The organism is Azospirillum sp. TSO35-2 (assembly GCF_003116095.1).
Lineage (GTDB): Bacteria > Pseudomonadota > Alphaproteobacteria > Azospirillales > Azospirillaceae > Azospirillum.
In genome coordinates this window covers 1,677,852-1,698,447 of record NZ_LGRA01000021.1, presented here as the reverse complement: position 1 = coordinate 1,698,447, position 20,596 = coordinate 1,677,852, and the positions used below count along the sequence as shown (strand labels likewise).

Here is a 20,596-nt window from a genome sequence, read left to right as displayed (position 1 = left end):
CCCCAGCCAGCACCGCCAGCACCAGCGCGGCCATCGCCAGATAGATCACCGCGGCGGCCTGGACCGCCGGCGTGCTCCAATAGGGCCGGCCGAGCGAGGAGGAGATGTAGGCCTCGGTGGCGTGGCTGGTCACCAGCGCCCAGCAGCCGAAGCTGGTCTTGATCGGGGTGATGGAGGACAGGACCTCCTCGCCACCCTCGGCGTGGGGGACGCGCATCGCCAGCGTGGCGTTGCCGGCGCAGCTCGACCCCAGCCGGTCCAGCACGCCCTGTTCGAGCAGCAGGCGCCGTTCGGCGTCGATGTCCGCGGTCGACAGGCTGGGCGCCGCGGCGACGTAGAAGAAGGGTTCGGGTCCGGTCCTGGCGGCCGCCGGGTTGGCGGCGGCGTTGGCGGTCGCCGCGGTTCCACCGCTCACCGACACCCGCGGCCGCACCAGCAGCTTCAGCCGGGTGCGGTCGTCGCCGAAGCGGGCCAGCGCGCCGCCGAGGCTGGGCAGGGCGGTGCGGTCGACGCCCAGCAGTTCGGGTTCCAGCGCCCGGGCGATCAACTCGCCCTGGCGCTGGGCGCTTTTCAGCAGAAGCTGCTGCGTGGCTTCGTCGGCCCGCTGGAACTGGTCGTAGAGAAGGACCGGGACTGCAATGAAGACGAGGGTGAGCAGCAGCAGGCGGCTCGCCATCGAGCGCCACAGCCAGAGCAGGCGTGCGGACGCCCGCCGGGGCGCCCGCAACGCAAGGTCAGTCGGCAGCAGCGCCATCGATCAGCATGTCCTCGCCCAGTCCATCCTCGTCGCGGCCCTGGTTGGCCGCGTTCCCGCCCTTGCCCCAGCGATAGCCGAAGCCCGGGTAGTTCTCGATGCAGCCGAACCCGGCGTCGACGGAGCGGAACTTCTGGCGGATGCGCTTGATGAAGGCGCGGACGTTGGCGCGGTAGCCCGACGGGCCGTAGCCGGCGACGAAGCCCTTGCCGTGGACGAGGTCGTAGATCTCGCGGTAGGAGACGTCCTCCTCCGGGCGGGTCGACATCAGCTTGACGATGTTGAACTCGGTCAGCGTCAGGTCGATGCGCTTGCCCTTCCAGAAGGCGCGGCTGTTGTCGAGCCGCAGCTCCAGTTCGCCCAGGCAATGCACGGCGGTGTTGCCGGCGGCGTCGGCCTCTTCGGTCGCGCCCTTGGTGCCGTCCAGGATGAGGCGCATGCGCTTCAGCAGGATCGACAGGCTGCGCGACTTCTCCACGAAGTCCAGCGCACCGCCGGCCAGCGCCGCCTCTTCATAAATCTGGTCGGACAGGACGGTCAGGAAGATCACCGGCACGTCGATGCCGCGGGCACGCATCTGGCGCAGCACGTCGATGCCGTCCAGCTTGGGCATGCGCCAGTCCAGCAGGACGATGTCGACCGCACCGCCGGCCGCGAAGAAATCGAGCGCCGGCTCGCCGCGGTCGAAGGTGATGACCTCGTATCCCTCGTCGCCGAGGTTGAGGCTGAGCGACTCGCGGAACAGATCGTCGTCGTCCACCAGAGCGATGCGGGCAATGGTCGGTTCGGTCATTGCGGACATTCCCTTGTTCGACTCCCCCTTACTGAAGGTTTGGCCGGGCAGGCCGCCCGCTGTCAGCTTGAGTGAGGAGCTGGGCGAAGCATCGATGGTCGGCGTCAGGGACATTTTGGCTGCTCTTCATGTCGTAGGAGAGGGCGCGGAAGTCCTGGGACGAGGTCATATCCATGAAGAAGAAGACCTTGAGGGTGCAATCGCCCTTGGCGTACCGCCAAATCTTGGCGGGCGGCGCCTCTTCCCGTGCAACGGGTGACCCCAGGAGGTGGAGAGTCTGGACTTCGTCCAGCCCGACAAGCGTGTCGGGGTCGGCGCTGGAGGTTGCGATCGGGGTGGGTTGGACCGCGCCCGCCGGGTCCGCCGGGGCCATCGCCACGGCCGGAAGGGGAGCGCTGGTCTGGCCGACGGAGGCCAGACCGGTGGAGGCGAGGTCGGTCGAGGTGACCGGGGCCCCCGGTTGCGGCATCGGCAGCGCCGGTGCCGGCGCGGCGGCTTCGGGAATCTTGCGGGGTTTCGGCTTCGGCACCGGCGGCACCATGGACCGGTTGTTCGGGTTGGACGCCGTCACGTCCGGACCGCCCCAGCCGGGCGCCATCGTGTTGCCGGGGCAACCGGCCAGCAGCAGGACCGCCACCAGAAGGCCCGCGTGTCGGCCGCGGGTGGCGGCGGTGGCGCCAACCTGCGCCACATCGCGGAGGACTCCCGGCACGGTCATAGGGGCGAGCCTTTCAAATCCAAGAAAGTCGGGTGCAACGACGTTAACACAGGAGCGGCCTTTTCCATCTTCTGCGAAGTCAATTTCGCCTGTGGGTTGGAGTTGGCCGCGTCTGATGCTCCTAAACTCAATCCAGTCTGGTTAATGGCGCGTTAAAGCCACAACCGATACCCCCATTTTGCGAAAACGTACCGATATTTTGCAGATTTTCGTTTGATTTCCGGTCGAATCCCGCATCGATCCCGCCGATTTTGCTCAAAAGTGGTATGCAATTTGGCAAGGTTCACTCGGACGACCGGCCACACGTGATGACGAGGGCCCAGGGTTCCGGGCTGCCTTTCGGGGCGGGACGGTGAGGGGGAAAAATGGCCAGCCGATGGCGGAGGTTCAAAAAACGGCGCCAAAAAAACAATCGGCGGCGGAGCCACCCGGGTATGGCTCCGCCGCCGCTCAGCCGGACGGGCAACAGTCATGTAAAGGCGCGCACGATGGCGGCCCACGTCGTTGCCTCTGGAACTCCAGCCGTGGTTCCGGCCGGTCAGTCAGACCGGTCGGCGTCGTGGGAACAATGCATTTTCGGCACCATCCATCACGCGGACCAGCCTGCTCCCGTTTCGCCAGGGCGTCAAGTTCGTTGCGCAAACAATTTGGTAGGCGACCTTCCTCGAAATGCGCGCTTGGCCCGGGGGTGGGTGACGCTACCGATTGACGTCCTGCACGTGTCCGCTGATCAGGGCGACGAAGCGTTCGGCGGTGGTGAGGGCGGCCGCTGCATGCTCGACCGGCACTTCGGCGTCCGGTCCCATTTCGTAATCGGCAACGGCCTTCAGGTTGTAGGCCTGGGATAGGAAGAGTCGAAGCTCCGGAGCGATGGACGGATCGTCCTTCGTCAACCGGCTGAATTCGGCATGAACGCCCTGATGGGTTTTGGCGACCCGCCCGGTTCTTTCGAAGATGAGGGCCTGGACTGCATGAAAGGCCGCCAGATAGGCGTTGCGGCCGGCGTCGTTTCCCAGATCGACACCCAGGTTGACGCGCGCATAGCCCAGGCAGCGTTGCGCCTTGTCGAGGTATCCGGCGGCCTCCGGCGTCACAGCTCGCGTCCCTCCCGCCGGATCTCATGCATCAGCGGCGTGCGTTCGACATAGGCGTCGACCCGGTAGGGCATGGCGTGGATGACCGCGCCCGTGTCGTCCAGGACTTCCGACGCGATCCCGGCGATCCGGTCGGCCTCGCGCCAACGATCCGTTAGATCCTTCAGGAAGACGGCGACGTCATAGTCGGAATCGGGACGGGCGTCCCCACGGGCGCGCGACCCGAACAGCACAACTTTCTCCAACCGGCGGCCGTAGGCCCGGTCCAGATCGGCGCGGAAGCGAGCCAGGATGGGATCCATGCAAGCCATGGTGGGACAGTATCACGGATCCGAGAATTTTCCAGCCAGTGGCCTGCCGAACCCCCACAAGCACGAAAGGGCCGCACCCCTGCGGGCACGGCCCTTTCCCGCCGCGAAGGGCCCCTCACGCACAACCACGAGCGCGGGCCACCTTCGATGCGGTGGGGCGGCCGATGGCGTCGCTGATGAACGCACCGGCCGCGATCAGCCTGTCCAGATCGACCCCGGTTTCGATGCCAAGGCCGTTCAGCATGTACAGCACGTCCTCGCTCGCCACGTTGCCCGAGGCGCCCTTGGCGTAGGGGCAGCCGCCGAGCCCGGCGACGGAGCTGTCGACCACCGCCACCCCCATCTGCAACGCCGCCAGGATGTTGGCCAGCGCCTGCCCGTAGGTGTCGTGGAAATGGACGGCGATCTTGTCCATCGGCACCCGCTCCGCCACCGCGGTGATCATCGCCTGCGCCTTGGCCGGCGTGCCGGTGCCGATGGTGTCGCCGAGCGAGATCTCGTAGCAGCCCATGGCGAACAGCCGCTCCGCCACCTCGGCCACCGCCTTGGGCGCGATCTCGCCTTCGTACGGGCAGCCCAGCACGCAGGAGATGTAGCCGCGCACCGGCAGGCCTTCCGCCCTGGCCCGCTCCATCACGGGAGCGAAGCGGTCCAGGCTCTCGGCGATCGAGCAGTTGATGTTCTTCTGGCTGAAGCTCTCCGAGGCGGCGCCGAACACCGCCACCTCGTCGGCCTTGGCCGCCAGCGCGCCCTCCAGCCCCTTTAGGTTGGGGGTGAGGGCGGCGTAGCGGACGCCGGGCTTGCGGGTGATGCCGGCCAGCACATCGGCGCTGTCGCCCATCTGCGGCACCCATTTGGGCGAGACGAAGCTGGCCGCCTCGACCACGCCCAGGCCGGCGGCGGACAGGCGGTCGACCAGCTCCACCTTCACCGCGGTCGGCACCATGGTCTTTTCGTTCTGGAGGCCGTCGCGCGGGCCGACCTCCACCATGCGGACGACGTTGGGCAGTTGCATCGTCACGCCTCCGCGATGTCGAGGACTAGCAGGTCGACGCCTTCGGACACCTGGTCGCCCGCCGCGAAGTTCACCGCGCTGACGGTGCCGGCGGCCGGGGCCTTGATGGTGTGCTCCATCTTCATCGCCTCCAGCAGCATCAACGGCGCGCCGGCCTCCACGGTCTGGCCCGGCTCGACCAGCACGCGGACCACGGTGCCCGGCATGGGGGCGGTCAGACGGCCGCTGCCGCCCTCCTGCTCCGCCGCGCGGGCGCTGGGGTCGTCCAGCGTCAGGCGGGACACGGCGCCGTCAATCAGCACGGTGATGTCCAGCCCCTGCTGCACCACCGTCGCGCGGGTGCGCACGCCGTCCAGCGTCGCCGTCAGCGTGCCGTCGTCGAAGCCGACGCCGCTCACCGGCATCGCCGCGCCGCCGTCCACCGCGACCTCATAGCCATCACTGCGGAAGTGCAGCGTCACCTCGCGCGCCGTCTCGCCGTCCATCAGGCGCAGGTCGTAATGGTTCTCCTCGTTCAGGCGCCAGCCGTTGGCGAGCAGCCAGGGGGAGTGGCGGTCGGAGCGGGCGCGCAGCGCGGCCTGCGCCTCCGCCCGGCGCTTCAGCAGCACCGACAGGGCAGCGGCGGCCAGCGCCCTGTCCGGCACCGGGGCCGGCGGCGGCAGCAGGTCGGCGCGGTGGCGCTCGATGAAGCCGGTGTCGATCTCGACCGCCTTGAAGGCCGGATGGCCGGCGATGGCGCCGAGGAAGCCGACGTTGGTGGTGACGCCGACGACCTCATACGCGGCCAGCGCCACCCGGAGCCGGCGCAGCGCGCTGTCGCGGTCCTCGTCCCAGACGATCAGCTTGGCGATCATCGGGTCGTAGTACATCGTCACCGAATCGCCCTCGCGGACGCCGGTGTCGACGCGGACATGGTCGTTCTCAGCCGGCGGGCGCAGGCGGACCAGCTTGCCGATGGCGGGCAGGAAGTCGCGCTGCGGATCCTCGGCGTACAGCCGCGCCTCGAAGGCATGGCCGCGGCGGATCAACTGGTTCTGGCGCAACGGCAGTTCGGCCCCGGCGGCGACACGCAACTGCCACTCGACCAGATCGAGGCCGGTGATCTTCTCGGTCACCGGATGCTCCACCTGCAGGCGGGTGTTCATCTCGATGAAGTAGAAGCCGCCATCCTCGTACAGGAACTCCACGGTGCCGGCGCCGACATAGTTCACCGCCTTGGCGGCGGCCACCGCGGCCTCGCCCATGCGGCGGCGGAGGTCGTCGGGCAGGTTGGGGGCCGGCGCCTCCTCGATCACCTTCTGGTGGCGGCGCTGGACCGAGCAGTCGCGCTCGAACAGATAGACGCCGTTGCCGTGGGTGTCGCAGAAGACCTGGATTTCGACGTGGCGCGGCCGGCCGAGATACTTCTCCAGCAGCAGGCTGTCGTCGCCGAAGGCGGCCTTGGCCTCGCGCTGGGCGCCGGCGACCGCGTCGGCCAGTTCACCGGCGGCGCGGACGACACGCATGCCCTTGCCGCCGCCGCCGGCCGACGCCTTGACCAGCACCGGATAGCCGATGCGCTCGGCCTCCGCCGACAGGGTGGCGAAGTCCTGGTCGGTGCCGTGATAGCCCGGCACCAGCGGCACGTCGGCGTTGGCCATCAGCCGCTTGGACTCGGCCTTGGAGCCCATGACCCGGATGGCGTCGATCGGCGGGCCGATGAAGACGACGCCGGCCTCGGCGCAGGCGGCGGCGAAGCCGGCGTTCTCCGACAGGAAGCCGTAGCCGGGGTGGATGGCCTGGGCACCGGTGCGCTTGGCGACGTCGAGGATGACATCGCCGCGCAGATAGCTTTCGCCGACCGGGGCCGGGCCGATGCAGACGGCCTCGTCGGCCATCTGGACATGCATCGCCTTGGCGTCGGCCTCCGAATGAACGGCGACGGTGCGGATGCCCATCCGGCGGGCGGTGCGGATGACCCGGCAGGCGATTTCGCCGCGGTTGGCGATCAGGATCTTGTCGAACATTTTGGGTCAGCTCCGCCAGGACGGGGTGCGTTTGTCGAGGAAGGCGCCGACGCCCTCCTTGCCTTCGGCGCTGGCGCGCTGGCGGGCGATGCGATCGGCGGTGTCGCGCACCACCTCGTCGCTCAGCGGACGGCGGGCGACGGCGCGGATCAGCTCCTTGGCGGCGGTGACCGCCGTGGGCGCGCTGTCCATCAGGTTCTTGACCGTCTTCGCCACCGCCTCTTCCAGCCCGTCGGCGGTGGTCAGCTCATGCAGCAGGCCGATGCGGTGGGCCTCCGCCGCGCTGAAGCGTTCGCCGGTCAGGAAGTAGCGGCGGCAGGCGCGCTCGCCGATGGCGGCGATGACGTAGGGGCTGATGGCGGCGGGGATGATGCCGAGCCGCACCTCCGACAGGGCGAAGGTGGCGGTCTCCACGCCGATGGCGATGTCGCAGGCCGAGACGAGGCCGACGCCGCCGCCGAAGGCCGGGCCCTGCACCACGGCGACCGTGGGCTTCGGGCATTCGTCCAGCGTCCGCAGCATGGTGGCGAGGCCCATGGCGTCGGCCAGGTTCTCCTCGCGCGAGTAGCCGGCCATCTTCTTCATCCAGGACAAATCCGCCCCGGCCGAAAAGCTCTTGCCCACCCCGCGCAGCAGCACGACGCGCACCGCCGGATCCTCGCCCACTTGGCGGAAGGCGGAGGTGAGGTCGGCGATGACCTGCTCGTTGAAGGCGTTGTGGACGTCGCCGCGATTCATGGTGACGGTGGCGACGCCGGTGTCCTGAACGTTGATGAGGATGTCGCTCATGGTCGCCTCCATCACATCCGGAACACGCCGAAGGGCGTCTTCGGCACCGGCGCGTTCAAGGACGCCGACAGCCCCAGACCCAGCACCATGCGGGTGTCGGCCGGGTCGATGATGCCGTCGTCCCACAGCCGGGCGCTGGCGTAATAGGGATGGCTTTCCCGCTCGAACTTCTGGCGGATCGGGGCCTTCAGCGCCTCCTCCTCCTCGGCCGACCAGTCCTTGCCCTGGGCCTCCATCGCGTCGCGCTTGACCTGGGCCAGCACGCCGGCCGCCTGCTCGCCGCCCATGACGGAGATGCGGGCGTTCGGCCACATCCACAGGAAGCGCGGGCTGTAGGCCCGACCGCACATGCCGTAGTTGCCGGCGCCATAGCTGCCGCCGATGATGACGGTGAATTTCGGCACGCGGGCGCAGGCGACGGCGGTGACCAGCTTGGCGCCGTCCTTGGCGATGCCGCCGGCCTCGTACTTCCGCCCGACCATGAAGCCGGTGATGTTCTGCAGGAAGACCAGCGGGATGCGGCGTTGGCAGCACAGCTCGACGAAATGGGCGCCCTTCAGCGCGGATTCGCTGAACAGGATGCCGTTGTTGGCGATGATGCCGACGGGGTAGCCGTGGATGTGGGCGAAGCCGGTGACCAGCGTCGTGCCGTAGAGCGGCTTGAACTCGTCGAAGCGGGAGCCGTCGACCACCCGGGCGATGACCTCGCGCACGTCGAAGGGCTTGCGCGCGTCGCTGGGGATGACGCCGTAGAGTTCGCGCGGGTCGAAGACCGGCTCTTCCGGCTCGCGCAGGTCGAGGTCGATGTGCTTGGCGCGGTTCAGGTTCGACACCACCCGGCGCGCCGTCGCCAAGGCGTGGGCGTCGTTCATCGCGTAATGGTCGGTGACGCCGGAGGTGCGGGAATGGACGTCGGCGCCGCCCAGATCCTCCGCCGTCACCACCTCGCCGGTCGCGGCCTTCACCAGCGGCGGGCCGCCCAGGAAGATGGTGCCCTGGTTGCGGACGATGATCGCCTCGTCCGACATCGCCGGGACATAGGCGCCGCCGGCGGTGCAGGACCCCATCACCACGGCGATCTGCGGGATGCCCTCGGCCGACATGTTGGCCTGATTGTAGAAGATGCGGCCGAAATGGTCGCGGTCGGGGAAGACCTCGTCCTGGTTCGGCAGGTTGGCGCCGCCGCTGTCGACCAGATAGATGCAGGGCAGGTTGTTCTGTTGGGCGATCTCCTGCGCCCGCAGGTGCTTCTTGACCGTCAGCGGGTAGTAGGTGCCGCCCTTCACCGTCGCGTCGTTGACGACGATCATGCATTCCTGGCCGGCGACGCTGCCGATGCCGGTGATGATCCCGGCGGACGGGATGTTGTCCTCGTACACCTCGTGCGCCGCCATCTGCGACAGCTCCAGGAACGGCGAGCCGACGTCGAGCAGTTGGCGGATGCGCTCGCGCGGCAGCAGCTTGCCGCGGGCGAGGTGCTTGTCGCGCGCCTTCGCGCCGCCGCCCTGCTGGATGGCGGCAACCTTCCGGCGCAGGTCGGCGACCAGCGCCTGCATGGCGTCGGCGTTGGTCTGGAACTCGGCCGAGCGCGCGTTGATGGCGCTCTTCAGGACGGTCATGCCCGTCACCCTCCCGGTTTTCTTATTGAACAAGCGCGCGGCTGATCACCAGCCGCTGGATGTCGCTGGTGCCTTCGTAGATCTGGCAGACCCGCACGTCGCGGTAGATGCGCTCGACGGGGAAGTCCTTGAGGTAGCCGTAGCCGCCATGGACCTGGATGGCGTCGGAGCAGACCTTCTCCGCCATTTCCGACGCGAACAGCTTGGCCATCGCCGCTTCCTTCATGCAGGGCACCCCGGCGTCGCGCAAGGATGCGGCGTGCAGGACGAGCTGGCGCGCCGCCTCCACCCGGGTCGCCATGTCGGCCAGCCGGAAGGCGACCGCCTGGTGCTGGATGATCGGCACGCCCATGCTCTGGCGCTCCTGGGCGTAGCGGACGGCGTGGTCCAGCGCGGCGCGTGCCATGCCGACCGACTGGCTGGCGATGCCGATGCGCCCGCCTTCCAGGTTCGCCAGCGCCACCTTGTAGCCGGCGCCCTCGGCCCCGAGCATCAGGTCGGCGGGGATCCGGCACTCCTCCAGGATGATCTGGCAGGTGTCGGAGCAGTGCTGGCCCAGCTTCTCCTCGGTCCGCGCCACCTGGTAGCCGGGGGTATCGGTCGGCACGATGAAGGCGCTCAGCCCCTTCTTGCCGGCCGCCGGGTCGGTGACCGCGAAGACGATGGCGATGTCGGCCTGCGAGCCGGAGGTGATGAACTGCTTGGTGCCGTTCAGCACCCAATGGTCGCCGTCGCGCCGCGCCCGGGTCTTGATCGCCGAGGCGTCGGATCCCGCCTGCGGTTCTGTCAGGCAGAAGGCGCCCAGCATTTCGCCGCGCGCCATCGGCTTGAGGAAACGGTCCTTCTGGGCGTCGCTGCCGAACTTCAGGATCGGCATGCAGCCGACCGAGTTGTGGACGCTCATGATGGTGGAGACCGCACCGTCGCCGGCGGCGATCTCCTCGATGGCGAGCGCGTAGGCGACATGGTCGGTGGCGGCGCCGCCGATCTCCTCCGGCACCAGCATGCCCATCAGGCCGAGCCCGCCCATCTCGGCCAGCTCCGCCTTGGGGAAGGCGCCGGTGCGGTCACGCTCGGCGGCGGTCGGCGCGAGGCGGTCCTGCGCGAAGGCGCGGGCCATGTCGCGGACCATGGTCTGTTCTTCGGTCAGGTGCATCGGGCGTTTCCTCGGGCGATGGTTCTTTGTTGGTGGCGTGCTGTGCCCCCTCCCCATCCCTCCCCCGCCTTCGGCGGGAGAGGGGGTAGGAGCTTTGCGGGAGTACAGCGGAGTTCCCTCTCCCGCGAAGCGGGGGAGGGTTAGGGAGGGGGCAATGGCCCCCCCCTTACACCCGCTCCACCGCAATCGCGGTTGCCTCGCCACCACCAATGCACAGCGAAGCAACACCCCGCTTCAGGTCGTACTTCTCCAGCGCCGCCAGCAGCGTCACGATGATCCGCGCGCCCGACGCGCCGATCGGATGGCCGAGCGCACAGGCGCCGCCATGCACGTTCACCTTGTCGTGCGGCAGGTCCAGATCGCGCATCGCCGCCATCGTAACGACCGCGAACGCCTCGTTGATCTCGAACAAGTCGACGTCGCGGGCGGACCAGCCGGTCTTCTCGAACAGCGTCCGCATCGCGCCGACCGGCGCGGTGGTGAACAGCGCCGGGGCCTGGGCGTGGTTGGCGTGGCCCTTGATCTCGGCGATCACGCGCAGGCCGCGCTTCTCGGCCTCGCTGCGGGTGGTGACGATCAGCGCCGCACCGCCATCCGAGATCGAGGAGGCGTTGGCCGCCGTCACCGTGCCGTCCTTGGCGAAGGCCGGCTTCAGCGTCGGGATCTTGGCGGGGTCGCCCTTGGCCGGCTGCTCGTCCTTGTCGACCAGCGTGTCGCCCTTGCGGCCCTTGACCAGGACCGGCGCGATCTCCGCCGTGAAGGAGCCGTCCTCCGTCGCCTTGCGGGCGCGGTTCAGACTTTCGATGGCGAAGGCGTCCTGCGCCTCGCGGGTGAAGTTGTAGCTGCCGGCGCATTCCTCGGCGAAGGTGCCCATCAGCCGGCCCTTCTCGTAGGCGTCCTCCAGCCCGTCGAAGAACATGTGGTCCAGAACCTTGCCGTGACCCATGCGGTAGCCGCCGCGGGCGCGGTCGAGCAGGTAGGGGGCGTTCGACATGCTCTCCATGCCGCCGGCGACCACCACCTTGGCCGAACCGGCCTTGATCACGTCGTGGGCGAACATCACCGCCCGCATGCCCGAGCCGCAGACCTTGGAGATGGTGGTGCAGCCCGCCGCCTTCGGCAGCCCGGCCCCCAGCGACGCCTGGCGTGCCGGAGCCTGGCCGACGCCGGCCGACAGCACGCAGCCCATGAACACCTCGTCGACCGCGTCGGCGGGCAGACCGGAGCGCTCCAGCGCCACCTTGATCGCGACGGCGCCGAGCTGCGGGCCGGTCAGTCCCATGAGATCGCCCTGGAAACCGCCCATCGGCGTGCGGGCGGCGGCGGCGATGACGATGCTGTCTGAGGTCATGTGGTCGGTCCCTTTCCGTCGATGCTCTGGTCTTGGCCCTCTCCCGGGGGGAGAGGGGATAAGGAAAGCGAGGGGAAACGGAGCTTACGCCGTTTCCTTGAACAGCTCGCGCCCGATCAGCATGCGGCGGATCTCGCTGGTGCCGGCGCCGATCTCGTAGAGCTTGGCGTCGCGCAGCAGGCGGCCGGTCGGATATTCGTTGATGTAGCCGTTGCCGCCCAGGGTTTGAATGGCCTCCAGCGCCATCCAGGTCGCCTTTTCGGCCGAGTAGAGGATCGCGGCGGCGGCGTCCTTGCGGGTCGTCTCGCCACGGTCGCACGCCTTGGCGACGGTGTACACATACGCCTTGGCGGCGTTCATGATGGTGTACATGTCGGCCAGCTTGCCCTGCATCAGCTGGAACTCGCCGATCGCCTGACCGAACTGCTTGCGGTCGTGCAGGTAGGGGATCACCACGTCCATGCAGGCCTGCATGATGCCGAGCGGCCCGCCGGACAGCACCGCGCGTTCGTAATCCAGCCCCGACATCAGCACGTTCACGCCGCGCCCGACGCCGCCCAGGATGTTCTCCTCCGGCACCTCGCAATCCTCGAACACCAGCTCGCCGGTGTTGGAGCCGCGCATGCCCAGCTTGTCGAGCTTCTGTGCCACCGAGAAGCCCTTGAAGGTCTTTTCCACCAGGAAGGCGGTGATGCCGCGCGGGCCGGCGTTGACGTCGGTCTTGGCGTAGATCACCAGCGTGTCGGCGTCGGGGCCGTTGGTGATCCACATCTTGGTGCCGTTCAGGACCCAGATGTCGCCCTTCTTGTCGGCGCGCAGCTTCATCGACACCACGTCCGAGCCGGCGTTCGGCTCCGACATCGCCAGCGCGCCGATGTGCTCGCCGGAGATCAGCTTGGGCAGGTAGCGGCGCTTCTGCTCCTCGGTGCCGTTCTTGCGGATCTGGTTGACGCAGAGGTTGGAGTGGGCGCCGTAGCTCAAGCCCACCGACGCCGACGCGCGGGAGACCTCCTCCATCGCCACGACATGCTCCAGATAGCCCATGCCGGCGCCGCCATACTCCTCGTCCACCGTCACGCCGAGGATGCCGAGGTCGCCCATCTTGCGCCACAGGTCGTTCGGGAACTCGTTGGAGCGGTCGATCTCGGCGGCGCGGGGGGCGATCTCGTTCGCGGCGAAGGCGCGCACCGAATCGCGCAGCATGTCGGCCGATTCGCCGAGGTCGAAATTCAGGCTCGGGTACTGGTTGGACAGCATGGGCGTATCGCTCCCCTGGGAAATCATCCGTTCTTTGACCATACGTTACCGTATGGCTGCGGCGGAGGCAAGGGGCAAGCTGAGGTCGCCGGAAATCCGTGACTCTCCCAACAAATTAGGGATTGGTGCTGCAGCGGATTCCATGCCGCATCGTGGAAAGATCGCGAAAGAAGCAAAGGTTTCAACGCAGCCATGCGGCCCGACTGGACGGCCGCAACGCCCTGGCGCTTTGACGATGCTGCGATGCGGTGCTAGATAATGGATACGGTATACACAATAATATGTCGCTCCGTTGGGGGCGCCGAAGGAGCCTCCGACGATGATCCGTGTGCCCCGCCCGAACCTCGACGGCTTCACCATGGCCCTGGTGGCGACGGTTGGGCTGGCGACCGTGCTGCCGGTCCATGGCGTGGCGGCCCAGGGCGTCCACTGGCTGGCTGAGGGCGCCATCGCGCTGCTGTTCTTCCTGCACGGCGCCCGCCTGCCGCGCGAGGAGGTGGTGGCCGGCCTGTCCCACTGGCGGCTGCACCTGCTGATCTTTGCGCTGACCTTCGCCGCCTTCCCGCTGATCGGCTGGCTGGCGGTGGAGACGATGCCGCACAGCCTGCTGCCGCCGGCGCTGGCCATCGGCGTGCAGTTCCTTTGCCTGCTGCCCTCCACCGTGCAGTCCTCCATCGCCTTCACCTCGATGGCGCGGGGCAACGTGGCGGCGGCGGTGTGCAGTTCCACCCTGTCCAACATCTCCGGCATCCTGGTGACGCCGCTGCTGGTGGCGCTGTTCCTGAAGGTGCAGGGCGGCGCGCTGTCGCTCGAGTCGCTGCAGACCATCGCGGCGCAGCTGCTGCTGCCGTTCGCCGCCGGCCAACTGCTGCGCCGCTGGGTGGGTGCCTGGGCGGCGCGGCACAGGACGATGCTGAAGTTCACCGACCGCAGCTCGATCCTGCTGGTGGTTTACATCGCCTTCAGCGAGGCTGTGACGAACGGCCTGTGGCATCAGGTGCCGCCGTCGGCGCTGATGATGGTGGTGCTGGTCGATTGTGCCATCCTGGCGGTCTTCCTGGTCGGCACGACGCTGCTCAGCCGCCGCCTGGGCTTCTCCCGCGCCGACGAGGCGGTGATCGTCTTCTGCGGGTCGAAGAAGTCGCTGGTCAGCGGCGTGCCGATGGCGGGGGTGTTGTTCGCGCCGGCCACCGCCGGTCTGGTGCTGTTGCCTGTGATGGTGTTCCACCAGCTCCAGCTGATGGTCGGCGCCGTCCTGGCCCGCCGCTACGCCGACGAGGGGGCGGCGAGGGACGCGGTGCCCGCGACGTCCTGAACCATCGGCTGCGGCATGGAAAGTTCGAAGTGGAAGCGGTCTTGCCGACCATGATATGGTGGTTCGGCGCAAGGGCCTGGGGTTTCTTCGATGCCGGGCGGCGTTCGCCGAACAACAGTCAGAGCCGCCGATGGACCGCAGCCTCGACCCGACCGACATCAAGATCCTGCGCGAACTGCAGGAGGATGGGCGTCTCAGCAACGTCGAGCTGGCGCGGCGGATCAACCTCAGCCCGGCGGCCTGCCTGGAGCGGGTGAAGCGGCTGCAGGGCGACGGCATCATCCAGCGCTATGTCGCCCTGCTCGACCCCCATCGGCTGGAAGCCGGGATGCTGGTCTTCGTCGAGGTGGTGCTGGACCGGACCACTCCCGACAATTTCGACGACTTCAAGGCCACGGTCGTGCGCATGCCGCAGATCATGGAATGCCACATGGTGGCCGGCGGCTTCGACTATCTGGTCAAGGCGCGCGTGCGCGACATGAACGAATACCGGCTGTTCCTGGGCGAACTGCTGTCGACCGCTCGCGGCGTGCGGGAAACCCACACCTACGCGGTGATGGAAGAGGTGAAGAGCGTCACCGCCATCCCGCTGGACGGTCTGGCCGGCGGCTTGACACGCGGTTGACGGTTCAGACCGTGAAGCAAATCGCGATTTGCGCCGATCGCGGCATCCATTGTCGATTCCAGACGCAATTTGCGAGAGAGCCGAGGCATTCTCACGCGCAACCGAGGTGATCCGACGGCAATCTCGTTGGTTCGCCGATAAAACAGTGCGGCATGGCCCTTGCAGCGCAATGGTCGGTTCTGGTGCGCGCCCGATGCTGTCGCACACGGGTGGGTGTTTCGCCGCCGCATCAGACCGTTTCCTGCGTGACCATGGCTGGAGCGGAACCGCAACATGCGCGTCAACACACCGATCACCAACCGTGAGGTCCATCTGACCGATGGGCTTCCGCTGGTGTCGCGCACCGACACCGGCGGGCGCATCACCTTCGTGAACCATGCGTTCGTCGAGATCAGCGGCTTTGACGAACATGAACTGGTCGGTGCTCCGCACAACGTCGTCCGCCACCCCGACATGCCGAAGGAGGCGTTCGCCGACCTGTGGGCGACCGTCAAGCGGGGGCGACCCTGGGAAGGGCTGGTGAAGAACCGGACCAAGGGCGGCGACTTCTACTGGGTGCGCGCCAACGTCACCCCGGTGATCGAGAAGGGCGCCGTCGTCGGCTACATCTCCATCCGCTCCAAACCGTCGCGCGACGAGGTGGCGGCGGCGGAGCGGCTCTACGCCACCATGCGCGACGGCCGCTCGACCGTCGTCCTGGCCGAAGGTGCGACGGTCCACCGCAGCCCGGCTGCCCGCGCCGCCATCCTGGCCTGGACCAGCCTGTCGGGCCGGCTGACGGCGGTGTTCGGTGCGCTGATCCTGGCGATGCTGTTCGCCGGCTGGCTTGGTCTGGACGGCATGGCCGAGTCCAACCAGGCGCTGCGCACGGTCTACGAGGACCGCGCCGTTCCGGCCTACCAGATCGGCGAGATTCAGAATCGCGCCCGCGACAGCCGTCAGCGCCTGAGCGACATCGCCGCCGACCTGCAGGCGGGCAAGGCGGTATCCGACCTTCCCGCCGTCGAGGCGGCGATCACCGACAACGGCACCGTCATGCAGCGTCTGCTGACGGACTATCTGGCCACCTACCTGACCCCGGACGAGGCGGTGCTCGCCGAACGCTTCAAGCCGCTGGTCGGCAGCTTTGTCAGGGCCGGGATCGAGCCGGCGCTGGCGCTGGCCAAGGGCGGCAACGCGCCGGGGCTGGACGCCCATCTGCGCGGCACGGTCAAGCCGGTCTTCGCCGACCTGCGCACGGTGTCCGAAGCCCTGCTCGACCTCCAGATCCGGGTGGCGCGCGAGGAGTTCGACCGGGCGGAAACCGATTACGGGCGACGCATCGTCCAGATGGCCGTCGTGGTGCTGCTGAGCTGCCTGTTCGCCGGGCTGTTCGGCTGGGTGGTGCTGCGGACGGTGCGCCGGCCGCTGACCGTGCTGGAACGCATGTTCGAGCGCATTGCGCTCGGCGCCTTCACCGATGCGATGCCGCCGATCGAGGTGCCGGAGTTCAGGCGTGTCGCGGCGGAGCTGAACGCCATGAAAGCCAAGATCGCCTATAGCCTGCACGAAAAGCAGGAGACGGAGGTCCGGCAGAAGGCGATCACCCGTCAGGCCCTGCTGGAAACCTGCGAAGCGATCGAAAGCGACCTGGACGCCACCTGGATCGGCGTCGAGCTGGCGGGGAACCGCGCCGGTGCCGGCATCCAGCACCTGATGCAGGCGCTGGGCGTGGTGCGCGAGAACACCGTGGTGGTGTCGGCGGCGTCGGAGCAGGCCAGCTCCAACGCCCAGTCGGTCGCCGCCGCAACGGAGGAGCTGAACGCCGCCGGGCACGAGATCGCGCGGCAGGCGGTGCGATCCAGCGAAGTGGCGCGCCGCGCGGTCGACAGCGCCCGCGGCTCCGCCTCCGCGATCGGCCAGATGGAACTCGCGACCGAGGAGATCGCCAAGGTCGCCAACCTGATCAACGAGATCGCCGGCCAGACCAACCTGCTGGCGCTGAACGCCACCATCGAAGCCGCCCGGGCGGGGGAGGCCGGCAAGGGGTTCGCCGTCGTCGCCAGCGAGGTCAAGCAGCTCGCCAACCAGACCGCGCGCGCGACCGAGGACATCGCCCGCCAGATCGACCAGTTGAAGCATGCGGTGGGCGGCAGCGTCACCTCGATCCAGACCGTCATTTCCGTGATCGAGGAGATCGACGAGGCCGCCGCCGCCACCGCCGCCGCGGTGGAGGAACAGTCCGCCGCCAACGCCGAGATCGGGCGCAGCGCCACCAACTCGGCCGGCGGCGCCTCGCAGGTGTCGGGCAGCGTCCTGCACATCCGCGACCAGACCGACGAGATCACCGGCATCGCCACCGACGTCAGCCGCCGCATGACCGACACCCAGACCGCGGTGGCCGACCTGAAGCGCCGGCTGGTCATCGCGCTGCGCCAGTCGGTGGCCGGCGACCGCCGCGTCTCCGACCGCATCCCCTGCGAAGAGCCGATCGGCCTGACCATCGGCGCCGACCGCCGGAGCGCCACCATGCACGACCTGTCGCTCGACGGCCTGCTGGTGGACGAAAAAGGCCTGCCCGGTCTGGCCGAGCAGGCCCGGCTGACGGTGACGCTGCGCGATGCCGGCGACCTGCCGGCCGTCGTCGCCGGCGTCAGCGACCTCGGCCTGCATCTGGCCTTCGACGAGTTGACCGACGACCAGGCGGCGCGGCTGGAGCGCTTCTACCACGCGATGATCGCGGCCGATTCCGCCATCATCAAGACGGCGCAGGACACCGCGGCAGCTCTGGCGCAGACCTTGGAGGGCGCGCTGGCGCAGGGCAGCATCGGCGAGGAGGCGCTGTTCTCCACCGAGCTGACCACCATCCCCGGCACCGAGCCGGAACAGTGCCTCGCCCCCTTCACCGCGCTGACCGACCGGCTGTTCCCGGCGATCCAGGACCGGGTGCTGGCGTCCAACCCGCGCTTCCAGTTCTGCGCGGCGGTCAACGGCGTCGGTTATCTGCCGACGCACAACGCCCGCTACTCCGAACCGCAGCGGCCGGGCGACGCCGCCTGGAACGCCAGCCACAGCCGCAACCGCCGCGTTTTCGCCGACCGCTCCGGTCTGGCGGCGGCGCGCAACACGCGGGATTTCCTGCTGCAGGCCTACCGCCGCGACATGGGCGGCAGAGTGGTGCGGCTGAAGGAGGTCGACGCGCCGATCATCGTGCGCGGCCGCCATTGGGGCAATCTGCGGCTGGCCTACACGCCGTAAGCCGGGGCGTTCGGCACCAGCACGTCGGCGCAGATCGCGTGCACGGCGTCGCCCCGGTCGGCGGCGGCGCCGGGGGCCAGCAGGCCCTGGCCGAAGGCGAAGGCGTAGAACAGGTAGGCGCGGGCGAAGGCCTGGTCGGGCGGCAGGCCGAGCGCGGCGAACAGCCCGGCGACGCTGCGCAGACGCTCGCGGTCGACCTCGGCGATGACGCTCTGGGCCTCTGGCGCGCGCCGGGCCCAGTCGCGCACCGCCAGCTCGATCGCCATGCCGCGCGGCTTGCTGCCGCCGTAGAGCGCCAGCAGGTCGCGGAGCTGCTGCGCCGGCTGCCGTCCGTCCAGCCGGGTCTGTTCCTTGATGGCGGCGATGCGGCCGAGCTTCCAGCTCTCCAGCAGCGCGGTCATCAGCTCGGTCCGGTCGCGGAAATGCCAGTAGAAGCTGCCCTTGGTGACTTTCAGCGTCTTGGCCAGAAGCTCCACCCGCACCTTGTCGACGCCGCCTTCGGCCAGCGCCGCGAAGGCGGCGGCCAGCCAGGACTCGCGGTTCTTCGTCTTGGATTCCATCCCCGTCCTTCGCCCGCTTTCCTCGCCGCACGGCCGTCGGCCGCGCCTGCCCGGCGATCTATACCCGAAAACCGGGGGCGCTGCCTATTCGCCCTGCTGCATCTGGATCGCGTCGGACGCCCGGCCGCGGTAATGGATGTTGCCGTCGGCGTCCAGGAACGCCCAGTCGCCGGTCAGGTAATAGCGCCGGCCGTGGCGGAAGCGCCGGGCGGTGCGCTCCGGGTTGTTGGCGTAGGATTCGAACCAGAACAGCGGCGAGCGGTCGACGTCGATGGCGATCTCGCCGGCGCCGCCGACCGGCGCCTCCCGCCCGTCGGGGTCGAGGATGACGACGCGGAACCCCGGCATCGGCCGGCCGAGCGACCCGCTGGCCGGTTGCGCCGCCTCGCCGTCCGCCGCCTCCATGCCGTCCGGATCGTAGCGGTTGACGATGAAGATGCCGGTCTCGCGCTGGCCATACTGGTCGAGCAGCGGCACCTTCACCGTCCGGTTGGCCCAGGCGATCAGATCTGGCGGCAGCGGCTCGCCCACCACCGACAGGATGCGCAGCGCGAACTGGTGCGAGCCGGCCGGGTCGGCGCCGTGCCACACCCGGATCTGCGACGGCGCCGCGGTCAGGTTGGTGACGCCGAACTTGGTCAGCATGCGGTAGCCCTGGCGCACGTCGTAGGGGCCGTCGCAGAAGATCGTCGTGCGCCCCAGCAGCAGCGGCCCGACCAGCCCGTAATAGGCGCCGTAGGCCCAGCCGGGATCGGCCATGTTCCAGTAGATGTCGTCGTCGCGCAGGTCGAGGCCGATGCGCATGTACTGCTCGATCCCCGACAGCGCCTTGACCGGCAGCGACACGCCGAGCGGCGTCGGCTCGGACTCCGAGGTGTAGATCAGGGCGAAGGCGTCGCCCTCGCGGTAGCGCGCGACGTCGGTCCGCGGCGCCGCCTCGTGCAGCGAAGACCAGAAGGGCACGGCGTCGGGGCCGAACGCCTCGTCGCCCTCCACCGTCACCACCGGCCGGCTGTTGTCGCGCGGCACCTTGCGGCGCAGGAAGCCGTTGGTGACGATCGCCCGCGCGTCGCTGTCGGTCAGCCGGTAGGCGACCGCCGAGGCGGTGTAGGTGGTGAACAGCGGCATGTAGACACCGCCCAGCCGCCAGATCGCCAGCGCGGTGATCAGCAGCTCCGATCCCTTGGGCAGCAGCACCGCCACCCGGTCGCCGGGCCCGACCCCCATGCCGGCCAGCACGGTGGCGAAGCGCGCCGAATCGCGGGCCAGCCGGGCGAAGCTGAGTTCGGTGGTCTGCCCCGCCACGCTTTCGTGCAGCAGCGCCGCCCGCGCGCCGTCGGCGGCCCGGACATGGCGGTCGCACAGCAGCGTCGCCAGCGCGATGGAGTCGCCGCGGTATTCCGGCCGCAGGAAGGCCGACGGCCGCACCGCCGGTTCCGCAGCGGCGGGTTCGGGCGCGCCCGGGAGCGGCGCGGCAGCCTCCGGTGGTGACGGCAGGGCAGGGGCGGCGGGCCGGCGGTGGCGCAACGCCGCGAGGTCGCCCAGCGCCACCAGATCGGGCCCCAGGTGATAGCGCTTGCTGCGGGTGTCCTGCTCCACCAGCCCGTCGCGCGCCAGCGCCATCAGCAGCCGGTGGGCGGTCGCCTTCGACAGGCCGGCGCCGGTCATCAGGTCGGCCAGCCGTGCGCCGTCGGTCCCGGCGGCGGCGACGGCCCGCAGCAGGGTGATGGCGCGCTCCAGGCTCTGGGTGCCGCCGGCGGCGGTCGGGCCGGGGACGGGAGCGGTGATGTCGGCGTGGCGGGTCATAGGGTCCATCATATGGACCACGCGGCGCCTTGTCGCGCCAAAAAACATGCGCTGGCGGAATGTCAGTGTTGATAACAGACGGTAGCACGGTATATAGTGCCACAGTTGCTCAACGAGCGGTCCACAATATGGACCTCACCGGCCAGCAAGAGCCGGCTCTGAACCGAGACGCCGAACCAACAGCAACGGA

At 68.9% G+C, this 20,596-nt stretch carries 16 protein-coding genes and 1 pseudogene; 3 read left to right on the top strand and 14 right to left on the bottom strand.

All coding sequences use genetic code 11. From position 1 onward, the window contains the following. The 12 genes and pseudogenes from TSO352_RS23800 to TSO352_RS23745 all read right to left on the bottom strand — a co-directional run. Positions 1-754 (bottom strand): annotated as a pseudogene (locus TSO352_RS23800) (sensor histidine kinase); the annotation flags it as partial. Beyond that, positions 735-1,547, bottom strand: a complete 813-nt coding sequence (locus tag TSO352_RS23795; protein WP_109109641.1) for a response regulator transcription factor — start codon at positions 1,545-1,547, stop codon at positions 735-737. The pseudogene TSO352_RS23800 and the gene TSO352_RS23795, both read right to left, overlap by 20 nt. Positions 1,548-1,575: 28 nt before the next feature. After that, positions 1,576-2,265 carry a hypothetical protein gene (locus tag TSO352_RS23790; protein WP_109109640.1) on the bottom strand — a complete coding sequence of 230 codons (690 nt, stop codon included), beginning with the start codon at positions 2,263-2,265 and terminating at the stop codon, positions 1,576-1,578. A gap of 698 nt (positions 2,266-2,963) precedes the next feature. After that, a complete protein-coding gene (locus TSO352_RS23785; RefSeq protein WP_109109639.1) occupies positions 2,964-3,359 on the bottom strand; it encodes a HEPN domain-containing protein in 396 nt (131 codons plus the stop codon). Continuing rightward, positions 3,356-3,661: a nucleotidyltransferase domain-containing protein gene (locus tag TSO352_RS23780; protein WP_247872356.1), complete on the bottom strand. Its 306-nt coding sequence runs from the start codon at positions 3,659-3,661 to the stop codon at positions 3,356-3,358. Before TSO352_RS23780 ends, TSO352_RS23785 begins: the two co-directional genes overlap by 4 nt. Positions 3,662-3,785: 124 nt before the next feature. Next, positions 3,786-4,685, bottom strand: a complete 900-nt coding sequence (locus tag TSO352_RS23775) for a hydroxymethylglutaryl-CoA lyase (RefSeq protein WP_109109637.1) — start codon at positions 4,683-4,685, stop codon at positions 3,786-3,788. Positions 4,686-4,687: 2 nt separating this feature from the next. Next, positions 4,688-6,691: an acetyl/propionyl/methylcrotonyl-CoA carboxylase subunit alpha gene (locus TSO352_RS23770; RefSeq protein WP_109109636.1), complete on the bottom strand. Its 2,004-nt coding sequence runs from the start codon at positions 6,689-6,691 to the stop codon at positions 4,688-4,690. Between the two features lie 6 nt (positions 6,692-6,697). Beyond that, on the bottom strand, positions 6,698-7,480 hold the full coding sequence (locus TSO352_RS23765) for an enoyl-CoA hydratase/isomerase family protein (protein WP_109110840.1): 783 nt from the start codon (positions 7,478-7,480) through the stop codon (positions 6,698-6,700). Positions 7,481-7,491: 11 nt separating this feature from the next. Continuing rightward, the gene (locus tag TSO352_RS23760) at positions 7,492-9,099 is read right to left on the bottom strand and encodes a carboxyl transferase domain-containing protein (RefSeq protein WP_109109635.1); all 1,608 of its coding nucleotides are present in this window, start codon (positions 9,097-9,099) and stop codon (positions 7,492-7,494) included. 22 nt (positions 9,100-9,121) lie between these two features. Next, entirely contained in the window at positions 9,122-10,255 is a 1,134-nt protein-coding gene (locus TSO352_RS23755) for an acyl-CoA dehydrogenase family protein (protein WP_109109634.1), read from the bottom strand. A 166-nt stretch (positions 10,256-10,421) separates the two neighbouring features. After that, on the bottom strand, positions 10,422-11,606 hold the full coding sequence (locus TSO352_RS23750) for an acetyl-CoA C-acyltransferase (RefSeq protein ID WP_109109633.1): 1,185 nt from the start codon (positions 11,604-11,606) through the stop codon (positions 10,422-10,424). Positions 11,607-11,690: 84 nt separating this feature from the next. Next, the gene (locus tag TSO352_RS23745) at positions 11,691-12,863 is read right to left on the bottom strand and encodes an isovaleryl-CoA dehydrogenase (RefSeq protein WP_109109632.1); all 1,173 of its coding nucleotides are present in this window, start codon (positions 12,861-12,863) and stop codon (positions 11,691-11,693) included. A gap of 319 nt (positions 12,864-13,182) precedes the next feature. On the opposite strand from TSO352_RS23745, the gene TSO352_RS23740 reads away from it, so the two are divergent. The 3 genes from TSO352_RS23740 (at position 13,183) to TSO352_RS23730 (ending at position 18,040) form a co-directional block, all read left to right on the top strand. Then, on the top strand, positions 13,183-14,178 hold the full coding sequence (locus tag TSO352_RS23740; protein WP_109109631.1) for a bile acid:sodium symporter family protein: 996 nt from the start codon (positions 13,183-13,185) through the stop codon (positions 14,176-14,178). A gap of 130 nt (positions 14,179-14,308) precedes the next feature. Next, a complete protein-coding gene (locus TSO352_RS23735; protein WP_109109630.1) occupies positions 14,309-14,803 on the top strand; it encodes an Lrp/AsnC ligand binding domain-containing protein in 495 nt (164 codons plus the stop codon). Between the two features lie 273 nt (positions 14,804-15,076). After that, on the top strand, positions 15,077-18,040 hold the full coding sequence (locus TSO352_RS23730) for a methyl-accepting chemotaxis protein (protein WP_109109629.1): 2,964 nt from the start codon (positions 15,077-15,079) through the stop codon (positions 18,038-18,040). Here the strand turns inward: TSO352_RS23730 and TSO352_RS23725 are convergent. Both TSO352_RS23725 and TSO352_RS23720 read right to left on the bottom strand, forming a co-directional pair. Next, entirely contained in the window at positions 18,028-18,600 is a 573-nt protein-coding gene (locus TSO352_RS23725) for a TetR/AcrR family transcriptional regulator (protein ID WP_109109628.1), read from the bottom strand. The genes TSO352_RS23730 and TSO352_RS23725 overlap by 13 nt on opposite strands. An 84-nt stretch (positions 18,601-18,684) precedes the next feature. Beyond that, entirely contained in the window at positions 18,685-20,406 is a 1,722-nt protein-coding gene (locus TSO352_RS23720) for an AMP-binding protein (protein ID WP_247872352.1), read from the bottom strand. Between the last annotated feature and the right edge of the window lie 190 nt (positions 20,407-20,596).

Bases quoted from the DNA above. Each gene is read 5' to 3' on its own strand.
- TSO352_RS23795 (WP_109109641.1), bottom strand. From the start codon at position 1,547: ATGACCGAACCGACCATTGCCCGCATCGCTCTGGTGGACGACGACGAT.
- TSO352_RS23790 (WP_109109640.1), bottom strand. From the start codon at position 2,265: ATGACCGTGCCGGGAGTCCTCCGCGATGTGGCGCAGGTTGGCGCCACC.
- TSO352_RS23780 (WP_247872356.1), bottom strand. From the start codon at position 3,661: ATGGATCCCATCCTGGCTCGCTTCCGCGCCGATCTGGACCGGGCCTAC.
- TSO352_RS23775 (WP_109109637.1), bottom strand. From the start codon at position 4,685: ATGCAACTGCCCAACGTCGTCCGCATGGTGGAGGTCGGCCCGCGCGAC.
- TSO352_RS23770 (WP_109109636.1), bottom strand. From the start codon at position 6,691: ATGTTCGACAAGATCCTGATCGCCAACCGCGGCGAAATCGCCTGCCGG.
- TSO352_RS23765 (WP_109110840.1), bottom strand. From the start codon at position 7,480: ATGAGCGACATCCTCATCAACGTTCAGGACACCGGCGTCGCCACCGTC.
- TSO352_RS23760 (WP_109109635.1), bottom strand. From the start codon at position 9,099: ATGACCGTCCTGAAGAGCGCCATCAACGCGCGCTCGGCCGAGTTCCAG.
- TSO352_RS23755 (WP_109109634.1), bottom strand. From the start codon at position 10,255: ATGCACCTGACCGAAGAACAGACCATGGTCCGCGACATGGCCCGCGCC.
- TSO352_RS23750 (WP_109109633.1), bottom strand. From the start codon at position 11,606: ATGACCTCAGACAGCATCGTCATCGCCGCCGCCGCCCGCACGCCGATG.
- TSO352_RS23745 (WP_109109632.1), bottom strand. From the start codon at position 12,863: ATGCTGTCCAACCAGTACCCGAGCCTGAATTTCGACCTCGGCGAATCG.
- TSO352_RS23740 (WP_109109631.1), top strand. From the start codon at position 13,183: ATGATCCGTGTGCCCCGCCCGAACCTCGACGGCTTCACCATGGCCCTG.
- TSO352_RS23735 (WP_109109630.1), top strand. From the start codon at position 14,309: ATGGACCGCAGCCTCGACCCGACCGACATCAAGATCCTGCGCGAACTG.
- TSO352_RS23730 (WP_109109629.1), top strand. From the start codon at position 15,077: ATGCGCGTCAACACACCGATCACCAACCGTGAGGTCCATCTGACCGAT.
- TSO352_RS23725 (WP_109109628.1), bottom strand. From the start codon at position 18,600: ATGGAATCCAAGACGAAGAACCGCGAGTCCTGGCTGGCCGCCGCCTTC.
- TSO352_RS23720 (WP_247872352.1), bottom strand. From the start codon at position 20,406: ATGACCCGCCACGCCGACATCACCGCTCCCGTCCCCGGCCCGACCGCC.